Origin of the sequence: Microvirga antarctica, from assembly GCF_017921815.1 — a bacterium.
GTDB classification, from domain to species: domain Bacteria; phylum Pseudomonadota; class Alphaproteobacteria; order Rhizobiales; family Beijerinckiaceae; genus Microvirga; species Microvirga antarctica.
Map to the genome: position 1 here is coordinate 685,009 of NZ_JAGEMM010000001.1, position 24,239 is coordinate 709,247.

27 protein-coding genes are annotated in these 24,239 nt (G+C 63.3%); 17 read left to right on the forward strand and 10 right to left on the reverse strand.

Going from position 1 to position 24,239, the window contains the following annotated elements; genetic code table 11:
* Position 1 precedes the first annotated feature (1 nt).
* The 3 genes from J4G32_RS03400 to J4G32_RS03410 are packed head-to-tail and all read right to left on the reverse strand — an operon-like array spanning position 2 to position 2,591.
* Positions 2–865 carry an ABC transporter permease gene (locus tag J4G32_RS03400; RefSeq protein ID WP_210484471.1) on the reverse strand — a complete coding sequence of 288 codons (864 nt, stop codon included), beginning with the start codon at positions 863–865 and terminating at the stop codon, positions 2–4.
* A gap of 56 nt (positions 866–921) precedes the next feature.
* The gene (locus tag J4G32_RS03405; RefSeq protein WP_210484473.1) at positions 922–1,554 is read right to left on the reverse strand and encodes a cysteine hydrolase family protein; all 633 of its coding nucleotides are present in this window, start codon (positions 1,552–1,554) and stop codon (positions 922–924) included.
* Entirely contained in the window at positions 1,551–2,591 is a 1,041-nt protein-coding gene (locus tag J4G32_RS03410) for an ABC transporter substrate-binding protein (RefSeq protein ID WP_210484474.1), read from the reverse strand. The genes J4G32_RS03405 and J4G32_RS03410 overlap by 4 nt, the downstream gene beginning before the upstream one ends.
* 246 nt (positions 2,592–2,837) lie before the next feature.
* Here J4G32_RS03410 and J4G32_RS03415 point away from each other — a divergent pair, with 246 nt between their 5' ends.
* Positions 2,838–3,773: a LysR family transcriptional regulator gene (locus tag J4G32_RS03415; protein WP_210484476.1), complete on the forward strand. Its 936-nt coding sequence runs from the start codon at positions 2,838–2,840 to the stop codon at positions 3,771–3,773.
* Between the two features lie 57 nt (positions 3,774–3,830).
* Here J4G32_RS03415 and J4G32_RS03420 read toward each other — a convergent pair whose 3' ends face one another.
* Positions 3,831–4,358 (reverse strand): DUF421 domain-containing protein, encoded by a 528-nt coding sequence (locus tag J4G32_RS03420; protein WP_210484478.1) that lies wholly within the window; start codon positions 4,356–4,358, stop codon positions 3,831–3,833.
* Positions 4,359–4,620: 262 nt separating this feature from the next.
* Between J4G32_RS03420 and J4G32_RS03425 the strand changes: the two genes are divergently transcribed.
* The 7 genes from J4G32_RS03425 (at position 4,621) to J4G32_RS03455 (ending at position 11,299) form a co-directional block, all read left to right on the forward strand.
* Complete coding sequence (locus J4G32_RS03425; RefSeq protein WP_210484480.1) at positions 4,621–5,724, forward strand: ABC transporter ATP-binding protein; 1,104 nt, start codon at positions 4,621–4,623, stop codon at positions 5,722–5,724.
* A gap of 7 nt (positions 5,725–5,731) precedes the next feature.
* Positions 5,732–6,586, forward strand: a complete 855-nt coding sequence (locus J4G32_RS03430; protein WP_210484482.1) for a metallophosphoesterase — start codon at positions 5,732–5,734, stop codon at positions 6,584–6,586.
* Positions 6,587–6,614: 28 nt separating this feature from the next.
* Entirely contained in the window at positions 6,615–7,919 is a 1,305-nt protein-coding gene (locus tag J4G32_RS03435) for an ABC transporter substrate-binding protein (protein ID WP_246504745.1), read from the forward strand.
* A gap of 55 nt (positions 7,920–7,974) precedes the next feature.
* Positions 7,975–8,925, forward strand: a complete 951-nt coding sequence (locus J4G32_RS03440) for a carbohydrate ABC transporter permease (protein WP_210484490.1) — start codon at positions 7,975–7,977, stop codon at positions 8,923–8,925.
* Positions 8,915–9,790: a carbohydrate ABC transporter permease gene (locus J4G32_RS03445; protein WP_210484492.1), complete on the forward strand. Its 876-nt coding sequence runs from the start codon at positions 8,915–8,917 to the stop codon at positions 9,788–9,790. The genes J4G32_RS03440 and J4G32_RS03445 overlap by 11 nt, the downstream gene beginning before the upstream one ends.
* Positions 9,790–10,548 (forward strand): tyrosine-protein phosphatase, encoded by a 759-nt coding sequence (locus J4G32_RS03450; protein ID WP_210484494.1) that lies wholly within the window; start codon positions 9,790–9,792, stop codon positions 10,546–10,548. Before J4G32_RS03445 ends, J4G32_RS03450 begins: the two co-directional genes overlap by 1 nt.
* 145 nt (positions 10,549–10,693) lie before the next feature.
* Complete coding sequence (locus J4G32_RS03455; RefSeq protein ID WP_210484495.1) at positions 10,694–11,299, forward strand: hypothetical protein; 606 nt, start codon at positions 10,694–10,696, stop codon at positions 11,297–11,299.
* Positions 11,300–11,359: 60 nt separating this feature from the next.
* Here the strand turns inward: J4G32_RS03455 and J4G32_RS03460 are convergent, their stop codons facing one another.
* Entirely contained in the window at positions 11,360–12,097 is a 738-nt protein-coding gene (locus tag J4G32_RS03460; protein WP_210484497.1) for an acetoacetate decarboxylase, read from the reverse strand.
* Positions 12,098–12,262: 165 nt separating this feature from the next.
* Positions 12,263–13,174 carry a class I SAM-dependent methyltransferase gene (locus J4G32_RS03465; RefSeq protein ID WP_246504746.1) on the reverse strand — a complete coding sequence of 304 codons (912 nt, stop codon included), beginning with the start codon at positions 13,172–13,174 and terminating at the stop codon, positions 12,263–12,265.
* Between the two features lie 117 nt (positions 13,175–13,291).
* Here J4G32_RS03465 and J4G32_RS03470 point away from each other — a divergent pair, with 117 nt between their 5' ends.
* The gene (locus J4G32_RS03470; RefSeq protein WP_210484499.1) at positions 13,292–13,705 is read left to right on the forward strand and encodes a hypothetical protein; all 414 of its coding nucleotides are present in this window, start codon (positions 13,292–13,294) and stop codon (positions 13,703–13,705) included.
* A 9-nt stretch (positions 13,706–13,714) separates the two neighbouring features.
* Here the strand turns inward: J4G32_RS03470 and J4G32_RS03475 are convergent, their stop codons facing one another.
* Positions 13,715–13,942 carry a hypothetical protein gene (locus tag J4G32_RS03475; protein WP_210484501.1) on the reverse strand — a complete coding sequence of 76 codons (228 nt, stop codon included), beginning with the start codon at positions 13,940–13,942 and terminating at the stop codon, positions 13,715–13,717.
* 131 nt (positions 13,943–14,073) lie between these two features.
* Positions 14,074–14,379 carry a hypothetical protein gene (locus tag J4G32_RS03480; RefSeq protein ID WP_210484503.1) on the reverse strand — a complete coding sequence of 102 codons (306 nt, stop codon included), beginning with the start codon at positions 14,377–14,379 and terminating at the stop codon, positions 14,074–14,076.
* Between the two features lie 255 nt (positions 14,380–14,634).
* Between J4G32_RS03480 and J4G32_RS03485 the strand changes: the two genes are divergently transcribed.
* From J4G32_RS03485 to J4G32_RS03510, 6 genes are all read left to right on the forward strand, one after another.
* A complete protein-coding gene (locus J4G32_RS03485) occupies positions 14,635–15,015 on the forward strand; it encodes a hypothetical protein (RefSeq protein ID WP_246504747.1) in 381 nt (126 codons plus the stop codon).
* 135 nt (positions 15,016–15,150) lie between these two features.
* Entirely contained in the window at positions 15,151–15,975 is an 825-nt protein-coding gene (locus J4G32_RS03490) for a TrmH family RNA methyltransferase (RefSeq protein WP_210484505.1), read from the forward strand.
* A gap of 69 nt (positions 15,976–16,044) precedes the next feature.
* Entirely contained in the window at positions 16,045–17,031 is a 987-nt protein-coding gene (locus tag J4G32_RS03495) for an MBL fold metallo-hydrolase (protein ID WP_210484507.1), read from the forward strand.
* A 130-nt stretch (positions 17,032–17,161) separates the two neighbouring features.
* Complete coding sequence (locus J4G32_RS03500) at positions 17,162–17,935, forward strand: NAD kinase (RefSeq protein WP_210484509.1); 774 nt, start codon at positions 17,162–17,164, stop codon at positions 17,933–17,935.
* An 18-nt stretch (positions 17,936–17,953) separates the two neighbouring features.
* Complete coding sequence (locus tag J4G32_RS03505; protein WP_210484511.1) at positions 17,954–18,451, forward strand: MaoC family dehydratase; 498 nt, start codon at positions 17,954–17,956, stop codon at positions 18,449–18,451.
* Positions 18,451–19,320, forward strand: a complete 870-nt coding sequence (locus J4G32_RS03510; protein ID WP_210484513.1) for an HpcH/HpaI aldolase/citrate lyase family protein — start codon at positions 18,451–18,453, stop codon at positions 19,318–19,320. Before J4G32_RS03505 ends, J4G32_RS03510 begins: the two co-directional genes overlap by 1 nt.
* Before the next feature lie 15 nt (positions 19,321–19,335).
* On the opposite strand, the gene J4G32_RS03515 is transcribed toward J4G32_RS03510, so the two are convergent.
* Together J4G32_RS03515 and J4G32_RS03520 are read right to left on the reverse strand one after the other, a co-directional pair.
* Positions 19,336–19,944, reverse strand: a complete 609-nt coding sequence (locus J4G32_RS03515; protein ID WP_210484515.1) for a flavin reductase family protein — start codon at positions 19,942–19,944, stop codon at positions 19,336–19,338.
* 8 nt (positions 19,945–19,952) lie between these two features.
* Positions 19,953–20,516, reverse strand: coding sequence for a nitroreductase family protein (locus tag J4G32_RS03520; protein ID WP_210484517.1), 564 nt, complete (start codon positions 20,514–20,516; stop codon positions 19,953–19,955).
* A gap of 307 nt (positions 20,517–20,823) precedes the next feature.
* Here J4G32_RS03520 and J4G32_RS03525 point away from each other — a divergent pair, with 307 nt between their 5' ends.
* Both J4G32_RS03525 and J4G32_RS03530 read left to right on the forward strand, forming a co-directional pair.
* A complete protein-coding gene (locus J4G32_RS03525; protein ID WP_246504748.1) occupies positions 20,824–23,280 on the forward strand; it encodes a YfhO family protein in 2,457 nt (818 codons plus the stop codon).
* A 115-nt stretch (positions 23,281–23,395) separates the two neighbouring features.
* The gene (locus J4G32_RS03530) at positions 23,396–24,178 is read left to right on the forward strand and encodes a hypothetical protein (protein ID WP_246504847.1); all 783 of its coding nucleotides are present in this window, start codon (positions 23,396–23,398) and stop codon (positions 24,176–24,178) included.
* The last annotated feature ends 61 nt before the right edge of the window (positions 24,179–24,239 follow it).

Genomic DNA, 24,239 nt, shown 5'->3' on the forward strand with positions numbered 1-24,239 from the left:
ATCAGCCACCCGTCCGCCGCGAGCAAACCGATTCATGCCACGGGATCGCGAACGTTTTGGCGAGCACGACCACCGAGTAGAGGACAAATCCCAGCATCGTGAGAATGATGATCGAGGAGAACAGACCTTCGATCTGGAACGAGTTGAGCCGGGAGATCGTCAAATAGCCGAGCCCGCGATTGCCGCCGAGAAATTCACCCACCACGGCGCCGATTGTGGCGAACACAATCCCCATCTCCATGCCCGCGAGCGTGTACGGCAAGGCGCTGGGCATTTCGAGCTTGAGGAATGTCTGGAGGCGCGACGCGTTGTTGGTCTCCATGACCTCCCGGTGCCCGAAGTGAATCGATTTCAGTCCCAATAGCGTGTTCATGAAGATGGGAAAGAAGGCGAGCACGGCGGCAACGATGACCTTCGACGTCATGCCAAACCCGAACCAGACGACGAAGAGCGGAATCAGGGCGACTTTCGGAACAACCTGCATCGCGACGATGAACGGGTTGAGCACGCGCTCCATCACCGCGACCTTGTAGAGCAACAGCGCGAGGAGAATCCCCGTGACGATGGCGAGGGCGAAGCCTTGGAAAATTTCCAGCAGCGTCGTCAACAAGTGATCATAGGTGACGGGATCTGTCAGATCGGCCACGATTGCGAGGAGCACTTTTTCGGGAGCAGGCAAGACAAAGGCCGAGACCCCCGAGATGGTCACATACGCCTTCCAGACGAGCAGAAACAGGATGATGATCAGCGGCGTCGTAAACCACGTGAGGTAGGCATTGAAGATCTGTGCTGCCGTGAGCGGTGACCGCGCCACGTGACGGCTCGCGGCGTCCGGGCTGTCCTGAGCCGACGGTTGCTGTCTCATGTCCATATCGAAAATCGAGCCTCGGTTGTCGCAACAAAATGCGGGTCAGGTTGCCGTCAGGCGGACATGAGCGCCGGATCGATGGAGCCTGCGAGGGATTGCCCAATATCGGCGACAGTGGTGAGATGAGCAAAGCCGAACCGGATGGCATTGAGCGACGCATCGTGCCGGTCGGCTGCCCAATCGGCGCAGGCATCTGTGACGAGGAACGTGCGGTAATCCCGTTGCGAGGCGTCCCGGACGGTGCTTTCGACGCACATGGACGTGGTGACCCCGCCCACGAACACGGTATCGATGCCTTCCCCCCGCAGGATCGCCTCCAACGAAGTCGCGTAGAAGCTGGACATGCGCGGCTTGTCGACAATGAAGTCGTCCGGCAGCACGTCGGCCTGATCCCACAGAGCGCTGTCGGTTTTGTCGGATCGCAGCGATTCCGCCACCCGAATGTTCGGGCGGAGCTCGCGCGTGTACCAGCCTCCGTCGCGATAATCAGGGCGGAGGGAGTAGCGTGTCCAGATGACGGGCAGCCCGGCACCGCGCGCCACAGCCGCCAGCCGGTTACATTGATGCGCCGCGGCCACGCAGGTGCCGATGTCCCGCCCCTGGCGGGCCATGCTCCCGCTTGGCGAGCAGAAGGCCTGCTGGATATCGACGAGAATGACCGCGGCGTTGCCCAAGACAATGCTCACTTCACGAATGCCTTGTTCCAGATTTCATTCGTATAGAACTTCGTCGCGTCCGTCGGCTTGAGCATCTTTGCCTCGACCGCTGCAGCGGTCGCGCTCTGCCAGGCCTCAGGGTTATTCTGAAGCAGTTTGTCGCGTCCGTTCGCCATCCATGACGCACTCTCGATGCGGATGCCTTGCAAGGCCGAGCTTGGATTGGACGCCTCCGGAACACTGTATTTCTTGACCGCCGCGAGCAGCTTCGTGATGTCCCCGCTCGCGATCTGGCGCTCGGCGTCCTCGAAGGCGGCGCGGGCACCGATCAGGAACCGCTTCAGCTCTTCGCTCTTCTTGGACACGTTCTCGACCGTCGTGATGTAGACCTGGCCGGGAACGGGGACGACATCGTTGGTCGCGAAATGCACGAACGGCACGTTGCGCGCGGTAAGTTCCGCGACGGCCGCGTTGGTTCCGACGAAGGCGTCGATCTTCTTCTCCTGGACAAGTCCGAACGACCCGGCCGAGGGGCCCACGACCTGGCGCTTCACCGATTTGGCATCGATGTTGTCATGGGCGAGGATGAGTTGCAGGGTCTGGTCGCTCGCCCCGCCGAAGGAGGCAACCCCAATGGTCTTGCCAACCATGTCCTTGGGGCCTCGAATGGGATTGTCAGCTGCGCTGATGATCTGCAGGGGAGCGATATGGGCCACCGTCGCAATGGCCACGACCGGCACGTTGCTGTTTGCCACCGCGTTCATCACGTCGATACCGGCGCCACGGGCCACCAGCGCCTGTCCGCTGAGAAGAAGCTGGATGGCTTGGGACGAACCTTGCGCGGCCTCCACTTTCAGATCGAGCCCAGCGTCTTTCATGAACCCGCCGCCTTCGCCATAGACCATGCCCGTGTAGGCGAGCAGATAGCCCAGAGGCGTGAGAGCGGTGGCCTGAAGGGGCGTGTCGGCGGGCGCCTGAGCGAGGCTGGGCCCGGCCATCGACCCAGTCAAAACGGCGAGAGATAGACTCGTGGTCAGTACGAACTTTACAAAGGAGTGCTTCATCATCGTTCCTCTCTCGCCAGCACCTTGGTTCAGGCACCGGATTTCTCTGATTTTTCAGGTATAGGACGCTGGCTTTACGCTGTTTCTTCGATGCGATGCTCCGAGATCGATTTACACGCCGCGGCGGATCGTTTCTCTAAACGGAAATATTGGCTGACGTTACGAAGGTAAGTCGGACACAGATTGCGATCCATTAGAAAGCCGGTATACACGTTATGCCGGTTCGGCATTGGATGGAGCGTATCGAGCATGGATCTGCGCGAGCTGCAGTACTTCTGTGCCGTCGTGGAGCTCCAGAGCTTCTCCAAGGCGAGCCAGTCATTGCGCATTGCACAATCCGCGATCAGCCGGCAGGTGCAGAAGCTGGAGGCGCGGCTCGGCGTGGAGCTTCTGGTGAGATCCGCTTCCGGCATCGAAATGACAGATGCGGGCCGCTTGCTGTTCGAACGCGCAACCACGATCCTCAGACAGGTCGAAGAGACGCGAAACGATATTCTGGCGCGTTCGCTCAGTCCGGTCGGTGAATTGTCGATTGGCGTGCCTCCGGGCGCCGGCGCGCTCATCGTGCCGCCGCTGCTGCGGCAGTCGAAACACATGTTTCCCAATGTCCGTCTGAAAATCATCGAGGGGATGGGCGAGGCGCTCACCGACAGGCTGAAGCAGAGCTCGGTCTCCATCGGTCTTATCTACGATCCGAAACCCAGTCGCGAGCTTCTCGCCGAGCCTCTGCTCGTGGAGAGGGTTCACGTCTTCGGCCTGCCGGGATCGCGATGCTCGCAGCCCGGGCCCATGGGGATCGAGGACGTGGTGGAGCTGCCGCTGATCATCCATTCCCGGCCACATTACATCAGGACTCTTCTCGACGACGCAACCGCAGAAGCCGGCCTTCGCCTGTCGGTTGCCTACGAGGTGGACAGCCTTTCGGTCATCCGCTCGCTCGTGCAGCAGAAGGAAGGTTACGGCGTGTTGACGCCGGCCGCTGCGCAAGGGCTCCCCGGCGATACAAAGTTTGTCAGCAAGCGCATCATGACATCTGGCATGTCGCTTACGCTCTGCGTCGTTCGGCGCGTCGAGCAGAAGCGCTCATTGATCTCGCAGGAAATCACAAAGTTGATCAAGGACGAGACAAGACGGTTGATCGAGACGGAAGTCTGGCCGGCATCACCGGCCTATGTCGGGGGATAGAACCCGCTGACATTGGCCGTGGCGGGGAACGCCCGCTCGCCCCTCACGAGCCCGAAATCACTTACCTGCGGGGTGCGCGCCCGATTTCCTGCCGGTTTCGTCGCCGTCATATCGGATGACGCTGATCTGGCCGTCGCCTTCGATGAAGGCCTTCTTCACCTGTCCGACATCGTCGATGCCCTGTTGCCTCAGCTGGCTCAGGAGCTCTTCCTTGGTGATCATTTCCTCCCGCATGTTCCGCGCAAGAAGCCGTCCCTCCTTGATCAGCTGCAAAGGAGCCGGACGGGTGAACCTCGCGAATGCCGGAAAGGTGTAGCCGAGCCAGTCGATGGCGTAGTTCCAGAAGACGATCGTCAGGACCAGAAGCGTCCCCTCGGTCACCGACTTGTACTCGGCCGCGATGGCGTTCTGCGCCGCATCGGCGATCAGGACGATCACGAGAAGATCCGCGATCCCGATAACGCCGGATTGCCGCTTCATGAAGAAGCGCAGGATCAGAAACAGCACGATGTACATGATCGTTCCGCGGAGAAAAATCTCCACCAGGGACAGCTCCGGAACAAACACCGATTGCCAGTCGATCATCGCGGACTTCTCCCTTAACCGCCCATCACGGTTCCGCACTCTTCCGAGTTCGGCGGCTGAAGACAAGCCGATCATGGCAGACGGATGGGGGTAACAAACGGTTCGACAGGCTCCACGAGCCATTGAGACCCGCTTCCCGGTGCCGTGACTGCGCGCAGGGGCGCAGCGCGCCTCCATCCGCCAGCATCTCACCCACCGTCATATCCCTGCAATCAAACCGACCTAACAGCAGACCGAAAGGCGCTGTCGCAAGGATGGAACTTTGACTGAGATCGCAATCGACTCCCTCTGCAAGTCCTACGGCAAGACGCCTGCGGTGTGCGGGATCGACCTGGTCATCCCGTCCGGTGAGTTCGTCGTCATTCTCGGACCGTCGGGATGTGGAAAATCGACGCTGCTGCGGATGATCGCCGGTCTCGAGGACATCACCTCCGGATCCGTGGCCATCGGCGGAACAGTCGTCAACGATGTCGAGCCTGGCGCGCGGGGATGCGCGATGGTCTTTCAGAACTATGCGCTCTATCCCCACATGAGCGTCGCCCAAAACATCGGATACGCGCAGAAGATCGCGGGCGTGGGAAAGCGTGAGCGCGAAGCCGCCGTTCTGAGGGTCGCCACCGTCCTCGGGCTGGAAACCCTGCTCGATCGCAAGCCCGGCCAGTTGTCAGGGGGACAGCGCCAGCGCGTCGCCATGGGCCGCGCCATGATCCGCTCGCCGAAAATCTTTCTGTTCGACGAGCCATTGTCCAACCTCGACGCCAAACTGCGGTTGCAGATGCGCCTGGAGATCAAACGGCTGCATCGGGAATTGCGCACCACCAGCGTCTTCGTCACCCACGATCAGATCGAAGCGATGACGTTGGCCGACCGGCTGGTGATCATGAACAAGGGCGTGATCGAACAGGTCGGAACGCCGGATGAGATCTTTCGCCGGCCGGCAAGCCTGTTCGTCGCCGACTTCCTCGGTACGCCGCCGATGAACTTCCTGCCGGCAACCATCGACACCGCGGGAAGGCCGGTTGTGTCAACGAACACGGTCCTGGGCGCCGCGCGCCGCTGGAACCTGCCTGCCGGGACCGACGTCAGGGTCGGCGTCCGCCCCGGTGACATCGGTCTCGCCGAGCTGCCGTCGGCCCACGCCCTGCCGTTCGAGCTGGACATGATCGACGACCTCGGAACGGAGACTCACTGGCACGGCCACGCCGCAGGCTCGCGCCTGTCGATCACTGTGACGCCGGGCGCGCGGCCAGCCCGATCGCCGCTGGCGGTCAGTATCCCCGAGGGGGCGATCCACCTCTTTCGAAACACAGACGGGCGCAGGGTCGACCCCATCAAGTCCACCGAATTTCTACAAGCCACAGGATAGAACACACATGGCCAACGACATCACCTTCGTGCACCTGACAGACCTGCATGTGGGAACGCCGGGCGTCGACGATCCGCACCTTTTCAGCGACACGGGCGCAACGTTGTCGACAATCCTCGACCTCGTTGAATCGGTGACGCCCCGGCCCCGTTTCCTGGTCGCGAGCGGCGATCTCACCAACAGGGGCGACGCTGAGAGTTTTCGCGAATTGAAGCGGATCATGGCGCGGATCGATATTCCGGTGATTTATGCCCTCGGCAATCATGATACCCGGTCGGGCTTTTATGACGGGATGGCCGAGCAACCACATCTGCTCGAGACCCCGTATTTCCACGACCGCGTGATCGACGGCATTCACATCGTCACCCTCGATTCAAGCACCCCCGGCCAGATCGGCGGAACGATCGAGCCGGAGCAATTCATGTGGCTTGAATCCGTTCTCGACACCCATCCTGATCTGCCGAAACTCATCGTGTCCCATCACCCGCCCGCCCTTGGGGATGAGCCCGATCTGGCCCATTGGCGCACCCTGGAATTCGCGGATTCGAAACGCCTCGCGGGCCTGCTCACTGGAAAGCGCGTGATCGGAATCCTGAGCGGGCACATTCACCATGATCGCGTCTCCGTGTGGCATGGCATCCCAGTCGTCGTCGGCATGGGCCAGCACGCCGCGACCGATATCCTGCACACGGAGGTGCTGCGGATGGTCAGCGGCTCGTCGTTCGCCATCGGCACCATTCGCAGCTCCGGCCTGACGGTGGCGTTCGTCCCGCTTCCGTCCGATCGCGCCGAACTCAATCGCTATCCGCTCGACCTTCTCCGCCAGCGAAATGCGATTGCGTCCCTCCCAGCGGCTCATTGACGTGCTTGCGACCACAACTGGAACGAGAATGACCATGCTCAAGAATTTTGCCGGATCGATCGCGCTGGCAGGCGCCATCGCGACACTGTCGGCCACCGCGCTCCACGCGCAGATGGCCGCCAAGGTCGACAAGCCCGTCACCATCACCTTCTACAATTACAATCTCGCCTCGGCGAGCGCGGGCGCCGATGCGACCCGCGATCTCATCCGCGAATTCATGGCCCTCAACCCCAACATCACGGTCAAGGGCGTACCGGTTCCGTCGAACGAGATCCTCAGCCGCGTCCAGGCCGACATGGCCGCCGGACAGCAGCCGGACGTGGCCCAGCTGGTGTTTCGCGACCTGATCTACATTGCCAATGATCTGGGAGCGAATGCGCTCGAGGACATGGTGCCGAAGCAGGAGCTGGCAGCTCACTTCACCGGCATGATCCCGCAGGGCCTCGAACTCGGCAAGGTCGATGGCAAGACCTACGGACTCGCCTATACGTTCTCGACGCCCATCCTCTATTACAACGCCGATCTCTTCCGGCAGGCGGGGCTCGATCCCGACAAGCCGCCGCGGACTTGGGCCGAGGTCAAATCCGCCGGCGAAGCGATCCGCCAGAAGACCGGCAAGCACGGCTTCTTTCCGGGCGCATACGGTCCGGTCGACGGGACGTTCGTCTATCAGGCGATCGCCATGTCGAATGGCGGCCAGGTGCGAAACGGCAACAAGCTCACATTCGCCGATGGCGAGGGCATGGAAGCCGTCAGCATGCTGCGCGAGATGGTCGATAGCGGCGCCCATGCGCGCATCGACGTGGCAAGCCCCGGCGACACGATGGCGAGCGGCAACCTCGGCATGTTCCTCTACACGAGCGCGCTGCAATCCTCGCTGCTGAAATCCGCCGAGGGGAAGTTCGAGCTTCGGGTCGCGGCCATGCCGGCTTTCGGCGAGAAGGCCACGCGTCCCACCAATTCCGGCAGCGCGCTCTTCGTTCTCAGCCAGGATCCGCAGAAGCAGCGGGCATCTTACGAACTGCTGAAGTTTCTCACCGACCGACATGCCTACACGATCATCACCACGAAGATCGGCTACCTGCCGCTTCGGCTCGATATCGTGGACGACCCGAACTATCTCGCCGGCTGGGTCGCCGAGCACCCCATGATCCGGCCCAATCTCGAACAGCTCAATCGCCTGACAGCCAACGTGGCGTTTCCCGGTCCCAATTACCGGCAGGTCGAAAAGATGATGATGGACGGTGTTCGCGAGGCCATTTTCGGCAAGGGCGATGCTGTCAAGACGTTGCAGACCGCGCAGACCGACGCCCAACGCCTCATGCCGCGCTGACGGCGACGCGGGGAGCGGGTGCCCATCCTGCTCCCCACTTTGACAAGGCAACCTCATGACCGATACGACAGCTGGGACGCTCGCCTTTCCGCGTGACAGGGCCCGCCCCCGCTCCACCTCGGGCCGCTGGCACAAACTCAGCACACCGTGGATCTACCTCGCGCCTGCGCTGCTCACGCTCATCGTCTGGGTCTATGCGCCGCTTCTCGAGGCGTTCCAGCTGTCGTTCTACCGCTGGAACATGCTGCCTTCCTCGCCGAAGCGCTTCGTAGGGCTCGACAACTACATCGACCTTTTGACATTGCCCGAGATGCACATCGCCCTCGGCAACACCGCCATCTACATCCTCGGCCTCTTTCCGATGTCCGTGCTCCTGCCGCTGGCAATCGCGATTTTCACGCAGAATCTCGCGGGCCGGGCGCGGACCGTGTATCGCACGCTGATCTTCGTGCCCATGATCATCGCTCCGGTTGTCGCCGCGATCATCTGGCGCTGGGTGCTCAACGAGGATCACGGGCTTCTCAATGAGGCCCTGTCGGGCCTGGGTTTGACCCGGATCGGCTTCCTGATCGACCCGGACTACGCTCTCGGCACCTTGATCTGGATCACCGGCTGGAAGCTCATCGGGTTTTCGACGCTGCTCTTCTCAGCTGCCAATGGCAGCATCAATCCGAGCTATGTCGAGGCCGCGCGCATGGATGGGGCCACCCCGTGGCAGATCACCCGCGATATTCGCATTCCCCTGCTATCCCCGACGATTCTCCTCCTGAGCATGATGACGATCCTGTTCGGCGCCCAATGGAGCTTCACGTACATCAATGTGCTGACCGGCGGCGGGCCGCTGAAGTCGACGACGAATATCTTCTACCTGTTGTGGGATTACGGCTTCGGCAGCCACTCGGTCGGCTGGAGCTCGGCTGCGGGCATGATCGCCTTTGCGGGCTTCACCATCATCGCGCTGGCGTGTCTCCGGCTGATGAAAAGGCACACCGTCTATGACAACTAGTCTCGAGATGACGCTGGCGGCGCCAGCCTCTTCGACCCGCCACGCCAATCCAGCTTCCGTGAAGTGGGGCCGCCTTCTTGTCCACGCGACAATGGTGCTGCTCTGCGTCATTGCGGTGTTTCCGATTTACTGGATGGTCGCATCCTCGTTCAAGGCCGAGAACGAGATCTTCTCGCTCGACCTGTGGCCGCAATCGCCGTCCCTCGACAATTATCGCTTCGTGCTGAACCAGATCCCGATGCTGCGCATGCTCGCAAATACGACCATCGTCGCCGGTGTGACCGCAGCTCTCCACGTGGTCACCGGGCTTTTCGCGGCCTACGCGCTCGTGCGCTGGCGCTTTCCCTTCGCCCGTGTCGTGTACGGTCTGATCGCCCTGTCGTGGCTGGTGCCGTTTCAGGTGACGATGATCCCGAACTACGTGCTCGCATCGAAACTCGGATTGCTCGACACCCTCGCGGGCCTCATCATCCCGCATGCGGCCGCTGCCTTTGCCGTGTTGATGCTCTTCCAGGCGATGAAATCCTTTCCCACCGAGATCATCGAAGCGGCCCGCATGGACGGTGCGGGCCATTGGCGGATCCTGTGGGATATCATCACGCCCAATCTGCGCGCCTCGCTGGCTTCGCTCGCGATCCTGGCGTTCATCTCGGCCTGGAACGAATACTTCTGGCCGCTGCTGCTGTCGCGCAGCATCGAGAACTCGGTCGTTCAGATTGGCCTGCAAATGTTCATGACGCAGGAGGGCAATCTCTGGGGTCCGCTGATGGCCGCCTCGACATTGGCTAGCCTTCCCATTCTCCTCGTCTATGGTGTCCTGCAGCGGCAGGTCATTGAATCGTTCATGAAATCCGGATTGAGATAATGGTCGACGAACAGCCTTCGCGGGTTCTCGCACTTGATGGGACACACAACGTCCGGGACATCGGCGGCTATCCCATCCAAGGCGGCGGCCAGACGCAGTGGCGGAAAATTCTGCGGGGTGATGGCCTGCACCTGATGAGCGGGCCGGCCCAGGATGACCTGCTGGCCATGGGCGTTCGCACGATCGTCGATCTTCGTAACGCCGCTGAGCTCGAGGCCGAGCCGAACCCCTTCGCGACGCGGCAGGATGTAACCTATCACAATATCCCGCTGTTCAGCGCGCTCGCGCCGATCCACCTTGCACAGGAGGCAGCAAGCGGCCCGGCCTTCAGCATGGGCGTGCGCTACCGCCAGGCGCTCGACCAGTGCCAGGAGCGCATCCTTCTCGTCATGCAGGCAATCGCCAGAAGCCGCGATGGCGCGGTCCTGTTCCATTGCAGCGCAGGGAAGGATCGCACGGGCGTGATCGCCGGACTTCTCCTGTCAGCGGCCGGCGTCGACGATGAGATGATCGTCAGCGACTACGCGCTCACGCAGGAGGTTGCGGGCACGCTTCTTTTGCGGTTGCGGAGCAACGCGGTCGCGCGCGGCATCGCGGAGGCTCATGCCGATCGGTTCCTCGCCTGCGATCCATCGTTCATGAGAACGACGATCTCCCATCTCACGCAGACCTATGGCGGAAGTCGGCCCTACCTGACAACCATCGGATTGAGTAACAGCGACCTCGGCGCAGTGGTCCAGAAACTCACGCACGCCTGAGGCCCAGATTCCCGCCGACAAGCGGGAGGGTTGCCGACGGCCGGCACTACGCCAAGCAATCGCATGACGCAGGAAGCCGTCTGCAGAATTGCCAAGCATGATCCGGCGACTTACAGTCGCAGGGCCAAGCTTCCGATTTCGGCGCGTGCTGTTATCCCATGACAAGCTGTCGCGTTCGGTTGTCCTTCTCGCACCATCCATCAGCGCCCCCAATCTCACGGAGATCCACGTGTTCAAGAAACTGACGACGACGCGGCTTTACGGACTCTCCGTGACGGCGGCGCGAGCGCCCGCTTTGGCTGCGGCCGTGGCACTGTCCGTCGCTGGCTGCGCATCTTTCGCCGAGAAGAGTCCTGTTCCGATCGTGGCGCCGACGCAGCTGGATATCGCGAACCTCAAGCCGTCGGGCAAAGTTTCTCTCACCGAGGTGTTTATCGGCGGCGCAGGCGTTGGCCGCGGTGTCCTCACGTTTGGTGGAAAGCCATATCCCTTCCGATTGGTCGGCACCGTCATCGGTCCTGGCAGCGTCTCGAAGCGACAGGTCACAGGCGAGGTCTACAAGCTGAACGCCCTTTCGGATTTCTCCGGCATCTGGGTCGAGGGCACGGGACCGATCGGCCTCGAGACTGCTGGGCGGAGCGAGCTCTGGCTTGAGAACAAGGCAGGCGTGATCATGCATCTGGTTGGCCAGAGCGAAGGCATGACCCTGAGCCTCGGCAAGGACGAGGTCCTGATCGAACTCAACAAATAGGCGCGGCGCCAGACACCCTGACTGCCGGCTGATGCGCCGGCAGTTTGTCGACGGTCGGTCCTATGCCAGATAGTCGTGCATCACCCGGCCGTAGGGGAGCGTGAAATCCACCACCTGATGCCGCCCGCCGACGATGCGGCGGACCGGCAGGTCGGCGACCCGGCAATTGACGTGGGGGATGAGATGCAGGCGCGCCGCGCCGTCCCAGGCCCCGCGCACATGGATGTCCTCCAGCCTGTAGCCGACCAGCTGGGCGATCTTCGGCGTGCCGTCCACATCCGGGATGAGTTTCAGATTCACGTTGAGCTTGCCCAGACCCTTGGCAACCTCGTCCGGGTTCAGGGTGATGTGCTTGTAGGCCATGGTCCCCATGGCGACGCGTTCGTCGTCATAGTGAAGTGTGCCCGTGAGGGTATCCTTGATGACCTTCAGGCGGGGGACGCCGTATTTCTTCGGGAAACCCCAGATCTCGCGACCGGCGGTGATGGGCGGTTCATCGTCGAGATACATCTGCACCGAGAAATTGCACGGCTCGCCGTTATAAGTCGCGAGGATGCCGCTTCCACTTTCCTCGTAATCGCCGAAGCCGGTGCTGTCCGGCATCTTCATCCATTCGTAGAAGGCGAGATTGCCCGGTGCGGGCTCCAACGGCTCCGGCAAGGCGGCGCGGAGGGCCTCGGGATCGGTCTCATAGGTGACGATGAGATATTCCCGCTGGGCGAAACGATAAGGTCCGCGCGGATAGCTGGGGCTGAAGACCGGCATCGACGTCGCATTGAGAATTTCGTCGCGGTTCACACTCGTACTCCCCAGGGACCGACTCCGCGTCGATCTAGGCAGTGACGTTGAGGCAAGTCAAATCCTGAGCGCGATTGCACTGTCCTGCGCGAACGGTCGCATCCGTGCACAATCCGTGTCTCTCGTCCCTGCGGCTGCGCAGAGTTGGAGGCGCGACAGTCCCGGCTACTTCATCTTCACCGCGATGATCTCCACGGGTGCGATCAGCCCGCGCTGGAGGGCATCCATGACGTTGGCGAGCCGCTCCTTGGTAGCCGGACCCATGAGGGTGTGAAGACCGAGCGGCGGAACACCGTTGCGCTCCGCGTTCTCCCGCATCTCGCGCCCGAGCTGAAGCGCGAAGGCACTGCGGTCGCGCTCCTTGGCGATCTCGAATCCTGCTGCGGTCAGAAGCTGCCTGTAGGTCTCGGGCGTCTCGACAAAGCTTGTCTCGGCCGTGTGGGCCCAGGGCATCGGATAAGGCAGCGGGTCGGGACTTGCGCGCATGATGTCGTAGACACCGAACCGCCCACCCCATTTGAGCACTCGTCGCGCTTCGCCAAAGAGCGTCGCCTTGTCGGCAATGTTCATGCCCACATGAATCAGCGTTGCCACATCGAAGGTCTCGCTGTCGTAAGGCAGCGCCAACCCGCTGCCGGTCTGGAAGTTGACCTGATCGGCCAGGCCGCAGCGCCGTGTCAGGCTCTCGGCGACCTGGACGAACTCGTCCGTGAGGTCGATGCCGGTCACGCGGCAACCATGTGCCTTCGCGAAATAGCGCGCCGGCCCGCCGATCCCGGCGCCGATGTCGAGAACCGTCATGCCTGGCGACAGGTCGAGTTGCTTTGCCAACTCCACCGTCTGCGCGAGCCAGCCGAGGTGGAATTCGTCTGCTGCCGACAAATCGGCGGTGTCGAGGTGGTCGACATCCTTGCCGGTGGACGCCAGCGCGCCGAGAATGGCGCCCTCGAGCGACCCATGGGTGTAGTGTCGTGCCACGTCCCGTTCGATATCCATGACGCGTCCCTCGGTGCATCGGGGCGCGATGAGCACGCCTCGGCCGGCTGCCATGATCAGGCGAGCGGGATGATACGCCATCTGACCGGTCCGCGCGGCTGCAATTGCGGCTTAGCGGCGATGCCCAACGCGTGGATCGCACCTTACCGTAAAGTCACCACACTCGGTGGATAGCCCATTGCCGTACAGGAGATGTCCATGACGGAACTGATGTCCGATCTTGCCCCGGTGGCCGCGATGATGTTCGTGGCGGCCTGCGTGCTGTGGCTGGCCTGGCGCGCGATCCGGGGGCTCTTCCGCTCGGGGGATGGGCCATCGCACCAGCGGGCGGACCCGGACTTGTCCCGGCAGGAACCCGTCCTCGGAGCAGCTTCCTCGGTCACGACGACCACGTCCACGATTCCGGACGCTGCCGATGTCCTCGCACTGAAAGCCAGCATCGACGCCCTGACCCGCCAGATCGGTGCCCTCGAGAAGCGGTTGTCGCCTGCCAACACCAACGTGCCAACCACCCTCTCCCCGCCTTCATCGCCCGACGCCGGGACCAGTCCGGTGCGCGCCGACGCGCCAAAACCGGCCATTCCTCTCGTGGTGGCGGACCGCCGGATCTAGGAATGTCAGTCAGTCGTCGATGGAGATGGAAAAAAGCTCATAGCCGGCGCCGTTGCTCACCCGCACCATGGCGACGGTCGGACCTGCCGCATGGGGCCTGCGCGCGAGCGTGAAGATGCGCTGCGCAACCGCCTTGGCCGCGTCAAAGGACTCGGCTCGCACCATCCTGCGCCGGATGATGCCGCCCCCGTCGGCCTCGGGCGCAACTGTTTCAATTCGGTAGATTTCCTGCGACACGCGATTTGCTCCGGGGAGCCGGTTCTAGGCGATCAAACCCTGAACGCCAACCAGGTTTCGCGAGCCGATGTCGTGGCTGAACACGAAAACGCCGCGCTCTGGCGAAGAGCGCGGCGTCGGATCAGAGGCGTTTAGCGATAATAGACGCGGCGGGGATAGACTGGCCGGGCGTAGGCAGGACGGCCCGGATAGTACCGGCGCGGTGCAGCATAGCGGCCGCGATAATGGCCCCGGCCGTAATAGCGCTGCGGCCCATAATGGCGAGGCGCTGCGTAGCGGCGGCGCGGGCCATGATAATATTGCGCGTATTGGACGGACGATTTGACCCCTTCGGCGAGCTCGACCGCTGAACGAGCAGGTGCCGCTGACGCCGCAGAGGCCTGAAGACCAAGGCCGCCCACAACAAGTGCTGCAGCCAATATCAAACGTTTAAACATGTTAACTCCTCTAGGTCGGCTTCGATACTGCCTTCCACGGAGTGAACCAAGCCTGAATACTGCGCTTGGTTCCAATTTTCCTTTCTAATTATTTTTGATGACCGGTTACGCCTGATGTCATGCCCACGGACGTCCCCGGGGATTCTGCCACCCCTGCCAGCAGAATCATCGCCATTCACCTCGTTTGAAGGGCAAACTTGACCTTGAGGAAACAGCGCGCGAATGTCCCTCAAGATCCATGGGAGGGCTATGAATATGACGAAATTCCTGTCGACCGCCGTCGTCGTGACGGTGGCGTTGCTGGCTTCGGCCTGCGTGAGCACGGTCGAGCAAAAAGAGAACATGCTGATTGCCGCAGGCTTTCAGGTGAAGGTCGCCGACACGCCGGACAAGATCGCAGCCTTGACGGCCTTGCCGCCGCACAAGTTCCAGATGAAGAACCAGGGTGGACAGGTCGTCTATCTGTATGCGGACCCGACCATCTGCAAATGCCTCTATTTCGGCACCGCCTCGGCCTTCCAGGCCTATCAGCAGATGGCCTTCGACCAGCGCCTCGCCGACCAGAAGCTGATGACAGCCACGATGATGCAGGATACCCAATGGAACTATTGGGGCGCCTGGGGTCCCTGGTACTAGGATCACGGGTCACCCGATAACCAACCTCCCCCGCCGTGGTCAGCCCGGCGGGTTTTTTTTGACCGCGACCCGGCCTATTGTGCGCGCGCTTCCCCGTCGTCATAGGTTTCGCATCCCGACCGGGCGGAGCGATCCATGTCCTTCCTCATTACCGATCCCGACGATCCGCGGATCGAAGCCTACCGGGCGATCCGCGAGAGAGACCTCGTGGGACGCCATCAGCGCTTCGTCATCGAGGGCGAGGTGGTGCTGCGCGTGGCGGCACGCCAACCTACCCTTTCGATCGAATCCGTTCTCCTCTCGGAAAACCGCATCGACGCGCTCCGCGATGTCGTCGACACGCTGCCGGTCGAGTGCGCCGTCTATATCGCGGGCCGCGCCGTCATGGACGCCATCGTGGGATTCCCGATGCATCGGGGAATCCTGGCGGTCGCTGCGCGCCCTGTCCTGCCCTCGCCAGCCGCCCTTCTCGCGACACTTCCGGCGCAGGCGCTGGTCGTCGGCCTGATCGGCATCGCCAACCATGACAATGTGGGCGGCATCTTCCGCAATGCTGCGGCCTTCGGCGCGGACGCGGTGCTGCTCGACCCGACCTCCTGCGACCCGCTCTATCGCAAGGCGATCCGGGTATCGGTGGGCGGCGTGCTCGTCGTGCCCTTCGCGCGCAGCCCTTCGGCAACGCAGATGGCGGACCATTTGACGTCCGCAGGCTTCGAGATCCTGTCCTTGTCGCCTTCAGGCCGGGAGCCGTTATCGTCCCTGCGTCGGGGCGAAAAAACGGCCCTTCTGCTGGGAGCCGAGGGGCCGGGATTGCCGGACGCGATCCTGTCCCGCAGCCGCACGATTTCCATCCCCATGCGCGGCGGATTCGACTCCCTCAACGTGGCGACGACGAGCGGCATCGCGCTCCATCACCTGGCCGGCGCGGCCGGCAACGGGGATCCGCTCGCCGTTTCGTGAAAGGCCACGCTCTTGTTTCAAGCGCATCCCCCACTAGCGTTCACTCCGTCATTGACGGGAGATAACCATATGACCTTGACCCGCCGCGCCATCATGGCCAGCTCTGCGCTGGCAGCGACCCATTTTGCCAGCGCCGCGCACGCGCAAACTCCGGCAGCTCCTGCTGCATCCGCCGGAAATCCGTCGGTTGCGCAGGCTCCGGGCTTCTACCGCTACAAGGTCGGCGACATCGAGGTCACGGCGATCAATGACGGGTTCGCCAAGCGGCCCCTCGAGGGATTCATCAAGAACGCGGAACTGCCGCAGGTTCAGCAGGCGATGAAAGAGGCGTTCCTGCCTGCGGATGCGCTGTCGATCACCTTTACGACCCTGGTGCTGCGCCAGAACGGCCGCGTGACCGTGATCGATACGGGGAACGGTGATTCAGGCGCGCCTACCTCCGGCACCTGGATGGCGAATTTCAAGGCCGCCGGGTTCGATCCGGCCCAGGTCGACACCGTGGTCTTCAGCCATTTTCACGGCGACCACATCAACGGCTTTCGGCTGAAAGACGGAACGGCCGTGTTCCCCAAGGCGGAAGTGATGGTGCCGGCGACCGAATGGGATTTCTGGATGGACGACGCCAAGATGGCGCAGGCACCGGACGGCATGAAAGGCGCCTTCCAGGGCGTGCGCCGGGTTTTCGCGCCCATCGCCAAGGACGTGAAGCGCTATGAGGCCGGCAAGGAGATCGTGCCCGGACTGACGACCGTGGCGGCCCCGGGACACACGCCCGGACACACCGCTTTCGTCCTGGCGTCCGGCAACGGCAAGCTGATGGTCATGTCCGACCTCACCAACCATCCGGCCCTGTTCGTGCGCAACCCGGATTGGTCCGCCATCTTCGACATGGATGCCGACCAGGCCCGCGCGACGCGTCGCCGGATGCTGGACATGGCGGCCACCGAGCGGGCCCAGGTGGCCTTCTACCATGCGCCCTTCCCCGCGACTGGCTTCATCGCCAAGGATGGCAACGGGTATGCGTTCGTGCCGGTGCAGTGGAGCTCTGCCCTCTAAGGACAGCCCCAAGACGGGCGAACCGCACGGTTCGCCCGCAACGGCCGTATAGACGCACCCGGTCCACTTCATGCTATGCCACTTGGACATCGTGCCGGTTCGCACGATCCGCGAGTGAGGAATTCTCGGCATGGCGCGTCGATTCAAACACGTAGCGTTCGTGGCCAGCCCTGCGCAGGAAGCGCAGGCGGCCCTGCGAAGCCTGGAAGCGCTCTACCCCAACGTTCCGCCCGATGATGCCGACGTGGTGGTGGCGCTCGGCGGCGACGGATTGATGCTGCGCACGTTGCATCGGTTCATGGGCAGCGGCACACCGATCTACGGCATGAACAAGGGCACGGTCGGCTTCCTCATGAACGAGTTTCGCGAGGATGCCCTGTTCGAACGGCTCGAGGCCTCGCTGCGCAGCATTGTCCATCCACTGTTGATGGTCGCCCAGGACGTTGCAGGGCAATCCCACACCGCCCGGGCCATCAACGAAGTGTCGATGCTGCGCCAGACCTATCAGGCCGCCAAGCTGCGCATCAGCGTCGATTCCCAGGTCCGCCTGACAGAGCTCAGCGCCGACGGGATTCTCGTGGCGACGCCCGCCGGCTCGACCGCCTACAATCTCTCCGTCAACGGCCCGATCCTTCCCCTGAACGCGCCGCTTCTGGCGCTGACGCCAATCTCGGCGTTCCGCCCGCGGCACTGGCGCGGCGCATTGCTGCCCGATTACGCCCGCATCCAGATCGACGTGCTTGAGCCCGAGGAGCGGCCGGTCAGCGCGGTGGCGGATCACACGGAATTTCGCGACGTGGCCAGCGTCCATGTCTCCATGGACCGCAGCATCGATCTGGTACTGCTGCACGACCCTGGGCACGGGCTGGACGAACGCATCCTGCGCGAACAGTTCGGACACTGAGACGGCAAGGAAACGACAATGGACGATGCGCAACGCCACCCCCGCGGGGGCTTGTATTTCGAGGATTTCGTGATCGGCTCGACCATCTCGCACCGGCTGACGCGCACGGTGACGCAGATGGACAACATGCTGTTCTCCAACATGACGCTGAACCCGCAACCGCTCCACATTGACGCGCATTTCTGCGCCACGGAGACGGAGTGGGGACGGCCGCTGATGAACTCGCTCTTCACCCTCGGGTTGATGATCGGAATCTCCGTCAACGACACGACGGTGGGAACGACCATCGCCAATCTCGGCATGACCGACGTGACGTTCCCCAATCCCTTGTTTGAAGGCGACACGATCAACGCCACGACGGACGTCGCGGCCAAGCGCGAGTCGAAATCGCGGCCGGATGCCGGGATCGTCGATTTCATCCATCGCGCCTACAAGCAGGACGGAACATTGGTCGCCCAGTGCCGCCGGCAGGCTTTCATGCGCAAGCGGCCAGCGCCTGATGCGGGGAGAGCCTGATGCGCTCTCTTCTGTTCGTCCCGGGCGACAGCCGGACAAAACTCGACAAGGCCCTGAACGCGGGCGCTGATGCGCTGATCATCGACCTTGAGGATTCCGTCGCGCTCGACTCCAAGGAGACAGCCCGCGACGTCGCCGCGTCCTTCCTCGACGAAATGGCGGGCGTTGCCGACCGGCCGCGCCTCTATGTCCGCGTGAACGGTCTCACCACGGGATTGATCGAGGCAGACCTCGATGCGGTGATGAAAGCCGGTCCCGACGGCATTGTGCTGCCCAAAGCGGTGGGCGGGGCCGATGCCGCGCATCTGGGGGCAAAGCTCGCCGTGCGCGAGGCGGAGTTCGGCCTGCCCGATGGCGCCACGCGGATCCTTGCCATCGCGACCGAGAACGCGGCCGGTGTCTTCGCGCTCGGCACCTTTGCGGGTGCCAGCCATCGCCTGGCGGGTCTGACATGGGGCGGGGAGGATCTGTCCGCCGATCTCGGCGCGGAAACGAACCGACATGCGGACGGGTCCTACACGGATCCCTATCGCCTCGCGCGCGCATTCGCGCTGATGGGGGCGGCTGCGGCGGCGGTCGATGCGATCGATGCGGTCTATACGCGCTTTCGCGACCTCGAGGGCCTCAGCGCCGAATGCCGCGATGCCCGCCGCGATGGGTTCGTGGCGAAGATGGCCATCCATCCGGCGCAGATTCCGATCATCAACGAGGCGTTCGCCCCGACCGAGGAAGCGCTGGCCCATGCCCAATCCGTCATCGACGCGTTCAACGCGCAGCCTGGCGCGGGCGTCGTCGGCGTCGGAGGCGAGATGCTCGACAGGCCGCACCTGCTGCGGGCCGAGCGGCTGCTGCGGCGGGTGGCGCGATAAGCGCGCCTCCTGCCCTCACCCTCCCGGCCGGGTGATCGAAAACTTGGTCGCTTCCGTCGCGACGAAGTAATCCCGGTAGCCCGACCGGGCGATCGGCTGCATGGCCGCAGTGTCCACGAGACCATCGACGATGAAGCGATCATCGATGAAGATGCCCACCACCTGGCCGATCACCAGATAATTGCTCGGTTCACCCCCATCGAGGGGAACCAGCGGGATCGTCCGGAGCCATTTGCATTCGAGCGCCGCCAGCGCATCGGCCACACGCGGAGGTTTGACCATGCGCGAGGGCGTGGATGCCAGACCGGCGTGGATCATCTCGCTCTCACCACGCGGCAGGGTGGCGGAGGTGAGGTTCATGGCGTCGCGCAGATCGTAGGTGGCAAGATTGCAGACGAATTCGCCCGTTTCCTCGATGAACGTCACCGCATCCTTGCGACCGTTGGACGAGAACGCCACCATCGGGGGCCTTTCCGATACGGCATTGAAGAACGAATAGGGCGAGAGATTGATCGCGCCCTCGGCGCTCATGGCCGTGATCCAGCCGATCGGTCGCGGCGTCACGATGGCCTTGAAGGGATCGTGCGGCAGGCCGTGGGCATTGGTGGCGGTCTCGTAGAACATGGGCGCGCCTAGAGGTAAGTGACGATTTCGGCGAGATCCGGCCGGGGACGGTCCGTCGGCGTCTCGAGCGGGGTGCCGATATGGATGTAGCCAGCGATGCGTTCCTGCGGCTGAAGGCCGAGGCCGTCGAGGACGCGCCGGTCGAAGGCTGCCCATCCGCTGAGCCAGATCGCGCCAAAACCCATGGCGGTGGCGGCGTTGAGCAGGTTCATGCAGACCGCGCCCGCCGACAGGATCTGCTCCCATTCGGGTATCTTGGGGCTGTTCTTGGGGCTCGATACCACCGCGATCACCAGCGGAGCCTGCGCGAACCGCTTCCGCTCGGTTTCCACCTTGTCGGGCTCGGCCTGCGGGTTGTCGGCCAGGAAGGCTGCGGCGAGTTGATCGCCGACCCGATGGCGCGCCTCGCCGGCGATCACGATGAACCGCCAGGGCACCAGACGACCGTGGTCCGGAACGCGTGCGGCCACCGTCAGCAGCGATTCGACGGCGTCCTTGTCAGGACCCGGCTCGCCGAGCCAGCGGGCCGCCACCGAACGGCGCTTCCGAAGGGTTGCCATACTATCATTCATGGTAGCTTCATCCGTCGGCGATAATGTGAAACAATGATCTCGGGTACCCAAAAACGCCAAGAGATCAGGGCAGTGCCAGCCTGCCTTTGTCTCGCCGTTAATCCGGTTCAGGAGCGTTGGGATCCCGTTGGGGGAGCCGTTGCCGCGTCTCGACGGCAAGGGATGTATAGGGGGAGTGTAGCAACACGCCAAGCAGGTTTCGGCCTGGGCAAGCAGCACCTGCCACGACGGCAGCGCCGCGCGGCCCGGGAACTTTCTCGCCTGCTCCGATGACAATTTTTGGCGACATGCTGCTTCTGGACAGTCAATGCGTATGGTTTCACAGGCATCCGACGGGATTTCGCAATCCCGCATCTGGTCGACACGTCACACCCTGATCGCGCTTTCGGCCATTCTCGCCGTCTGGGCCGTCGCAGCCCTGGTCTGGCCGCTCACCGGCACCGTCGTCCCGTGGGATTCCAAGAACCAGTTCTATCCGACCCTGCGTTATCTCGGCGCCGCGTTGGCCCATGGCGAACTTCCCCTCTGGAATCCCTACCATTTCGGCGGCCACCCCTCGGCGGCCGATCCGCAATCGCTGCTCTTCACCCCCACCATGCTGTTGTTCGGCTGGCTCATCCCTGAGCCCTCGATGCAATTGTTCGATGCGGTGGTGTTCGCCCATTTCCTGCCCGGCGCCCTGGCCTTCGTGCCATTGTTCAAGCGGCGCGGCTGGCATCCGGCCGGAGCCGTGTTGGCGGCGATCGTCTTCATCCTCGGCGGCTCGGCCACGGCGCGCCTGCAGCATACGGGCATCATCCTCAGCTACGGCTATTTTCCCCTCGCGCTGCTGCTGCTCGAGGAGGCGCTCGACCGCCGCTCGTTCCGCATCGGCGCTCTGTTTGCGCTCATCGCGGCCGTGATGGTGATCGGGCGGGATCAGGTGGCATTCCTGTGCGCCTTGACCCTGATCGCGGTGGCCGGCCACCGCATCTGGACCGCCCCCAGGCCGCTCGCCTACCTGCGCTCCCGCGGTCCGCTTCTGGTCATGATGGCCTTCATCGGCGGCGCACTGCTGGCGGTGCCCGTGGTCCTCACCATGCAGTTCCTCGCCACCTCGACCCGTCCGTCCTTCGGCTACGGCGTCGCCGCGATGGGGTCCCTGCCGCCGGAGAGCCTTGCCACCATCCTGTTCGGCAATGTGTTCGGCTCCCTGCGCTGGACCTATGATTACTGGGGACCGGACTGGCATTCCCTGGCCGAGGGGACCTGGACCGACCGCGCCACCAACTATCTCTTCATCGGGACGATCCCGGCCCTGCTGCTGCTCTGGCACGGGGTGGCCGGCGGACGCCTCTTCGCGCGGGAGTTCCGGTTCTTCCTGGTGGTCGGGATCATCGCCATTCTCTACGCGCTGGGCCGCTACACGCCCGGATTCGAACTGGTGTTCGATCACCTCCCAGGCGTCGATCTCTATCGCCGTCCGGCCGACGCGACCTTCCTCATCAACATCATTCTGGCCTTCGCGGTCGGCTATCTGGTGCACCGCTACGTCACCGACGGCCTGCCACGCTGGAATGCGGCCGCTCTCGGCAAATTCCGGGTCGCCCTACCCATGCTCTCCATCGGGCTTGTGATCGCGGCCATTGCCAGCGCCATGGTCTTTGCCCTGAGAGCCGGCCAAGGCGCCGCATCGATGCGCGAAATCGGCTTCGGCCTGCTGGCCGCAACTTTCGCGATGCTGGCGCTCAGCCGGTTCAGCAACACCCCGCGCCTGCGCCTGGCCGCTGCCGCGATGGTGATTGCCCTGACCGGCGGCGAGCTGATCGGACGGCACGCGGCCTCCGCCCTCAATGCGGAACCGGCCGAGCGCTATGCGGTGTTCCAACAGCTCCCACCCGAACAATTGCAGGGCCTGCAGATCCTCAAACGGGAACTCGCGGAGCGGAACGCGGAAGGCGACCATCCGCGGGTCGAGATCCTCGGCCTCGGCGGCCCCTGGCAGAACGCCTCGATGGTGCTGCAGCTGGAGGACATCATCGGCTACAACCCTTTGCGGCTGGCGGATTACGAGCGCGCGATCGGCCCAGGCGAGAATGCCGAGGATCCTAACCTGCGCACCTTCCCGGCGACCTTTCGCGGCTACAAATGCCGGCTGGCGGGGCTTCTCGGCCTCGAATACCTCGTTCTGGACCGCCCCATCGAGCGGATGCCCCGTCACTTTCCCCGGCTGACGGGGGCCGAGGTCGTCTATGGCACCGGCAAGATGTGGGTCTATCGCCTCAACACCTCGAGCCCGCGCACCTATCTCGCCCACCATGTGACGCCGGTGGATTCCGAAGCCGTGCTCGATCAGGAGGAGTTGCCCGAATTCAATCGGGAAACCGAGGCGCTGATCGACGATCGCAGCGTCAAGCTCCTCAAGGCGCAATATTCCGCCGCTCCCACAACGCCATCAGCGGTGCCCTCGGGTCTTGCCGGTGAAGCGCGCATCACCAGCTATCAACGCAACGCCGTCGCGATCGAGGTGAACAGCGAGACGGCCGGCGTTCTGGTCCTGCACGACATCTATTATCCAGGCTGGGAAGTGACCGTGGACGGAGTGCGTCAGCCGCTGCTGAAGGCCAACCTGCTGTTCCGGGGCGTCGAAGTGCCCGCCGGCAAACATCGGGTCGCATTCGAATTCCGCCCCATTTCTTTTGATAATCTGATGGCTGCGGCCTCCGAACTGGTGGCCAGCGAGCTCCCGCCCATCAAGACCGCCGAAATCCCGCGGGTCCGTTGACGGCCCCAAACCTGAAGTCCGATTTGTGAAAACCCGCTCTGCCGCCCTGATTGTCGCCTGCCTGCTCGGATCCGGAAGCGCCTTTGCCCAACAGGCGCCCGCTGTGCCGTCGCTGATGCAGAACTCGCCGCCCATTCCGGTCGGTCAGGTGCAGGTCAACGCCAATGCGGCTTTCGCCGAAAGCGGACAGCCGATCAAGTCGGGCCTCGTCTGGCGGGTCTATGAGGATCGCGGGGACACGATCCAGCCGACCATCGTCACGCGCTCGTCCAGCCCAACGCCCAGCTTCACCCTCGCACCCGGCAATTACATCATCCACGTCGGCTACGGCTTTGCGGGGGCGTCGAAACGGATCAGCGTCCAATCCGGCAGCCTGTCCGAGCGCCTGACCATCAGCGCCGGGGCCCTCCGGCTGAAAGGGGCGGTCGGCGACACCCCGATCCCGGGACAGCGCCTGTCCTTCTCGGTCTATGTGCCGCTCGCCCAGAATTCAGAAGGCAGGCTCGTGCTTGCCAACGGCAAGGCCAACGATCTCATCCGCCTGCCCGAGGGCACCTACCACGTGGTGTCGACCTATGGAGATGCCAACGCCATCATGCGCTCCGACCTCAAGGTCGAGTCCGGCAAGGTGACCGAGGCGACCCTCAACCATCGGGCCGCGACCGTGACGCTGAAGCTCGTGGGTGCTGCGGGCGGCGAGGCCTTCGCGGGCACCGCCTTCAGTGTGCTGACCCCCGGCGGCGACGTGATCCGCGAGGCGATTGGCGCCTTCCCTTCGGTCACATTGGCCGAAGGCGACTACGTGCTGATTGCCCGGCACGAGGGCAAGGTCCGCACCCGCGAATTCAAGGTCGAGAGCGGGCTGGACCGCGACATCGAGATCATCGCGACGCCTTGAAGACTGACTGGCAGTCCCGACGACGCGGGGCGTCCCCACCGGTGAAGCCACCGGCAGGGAT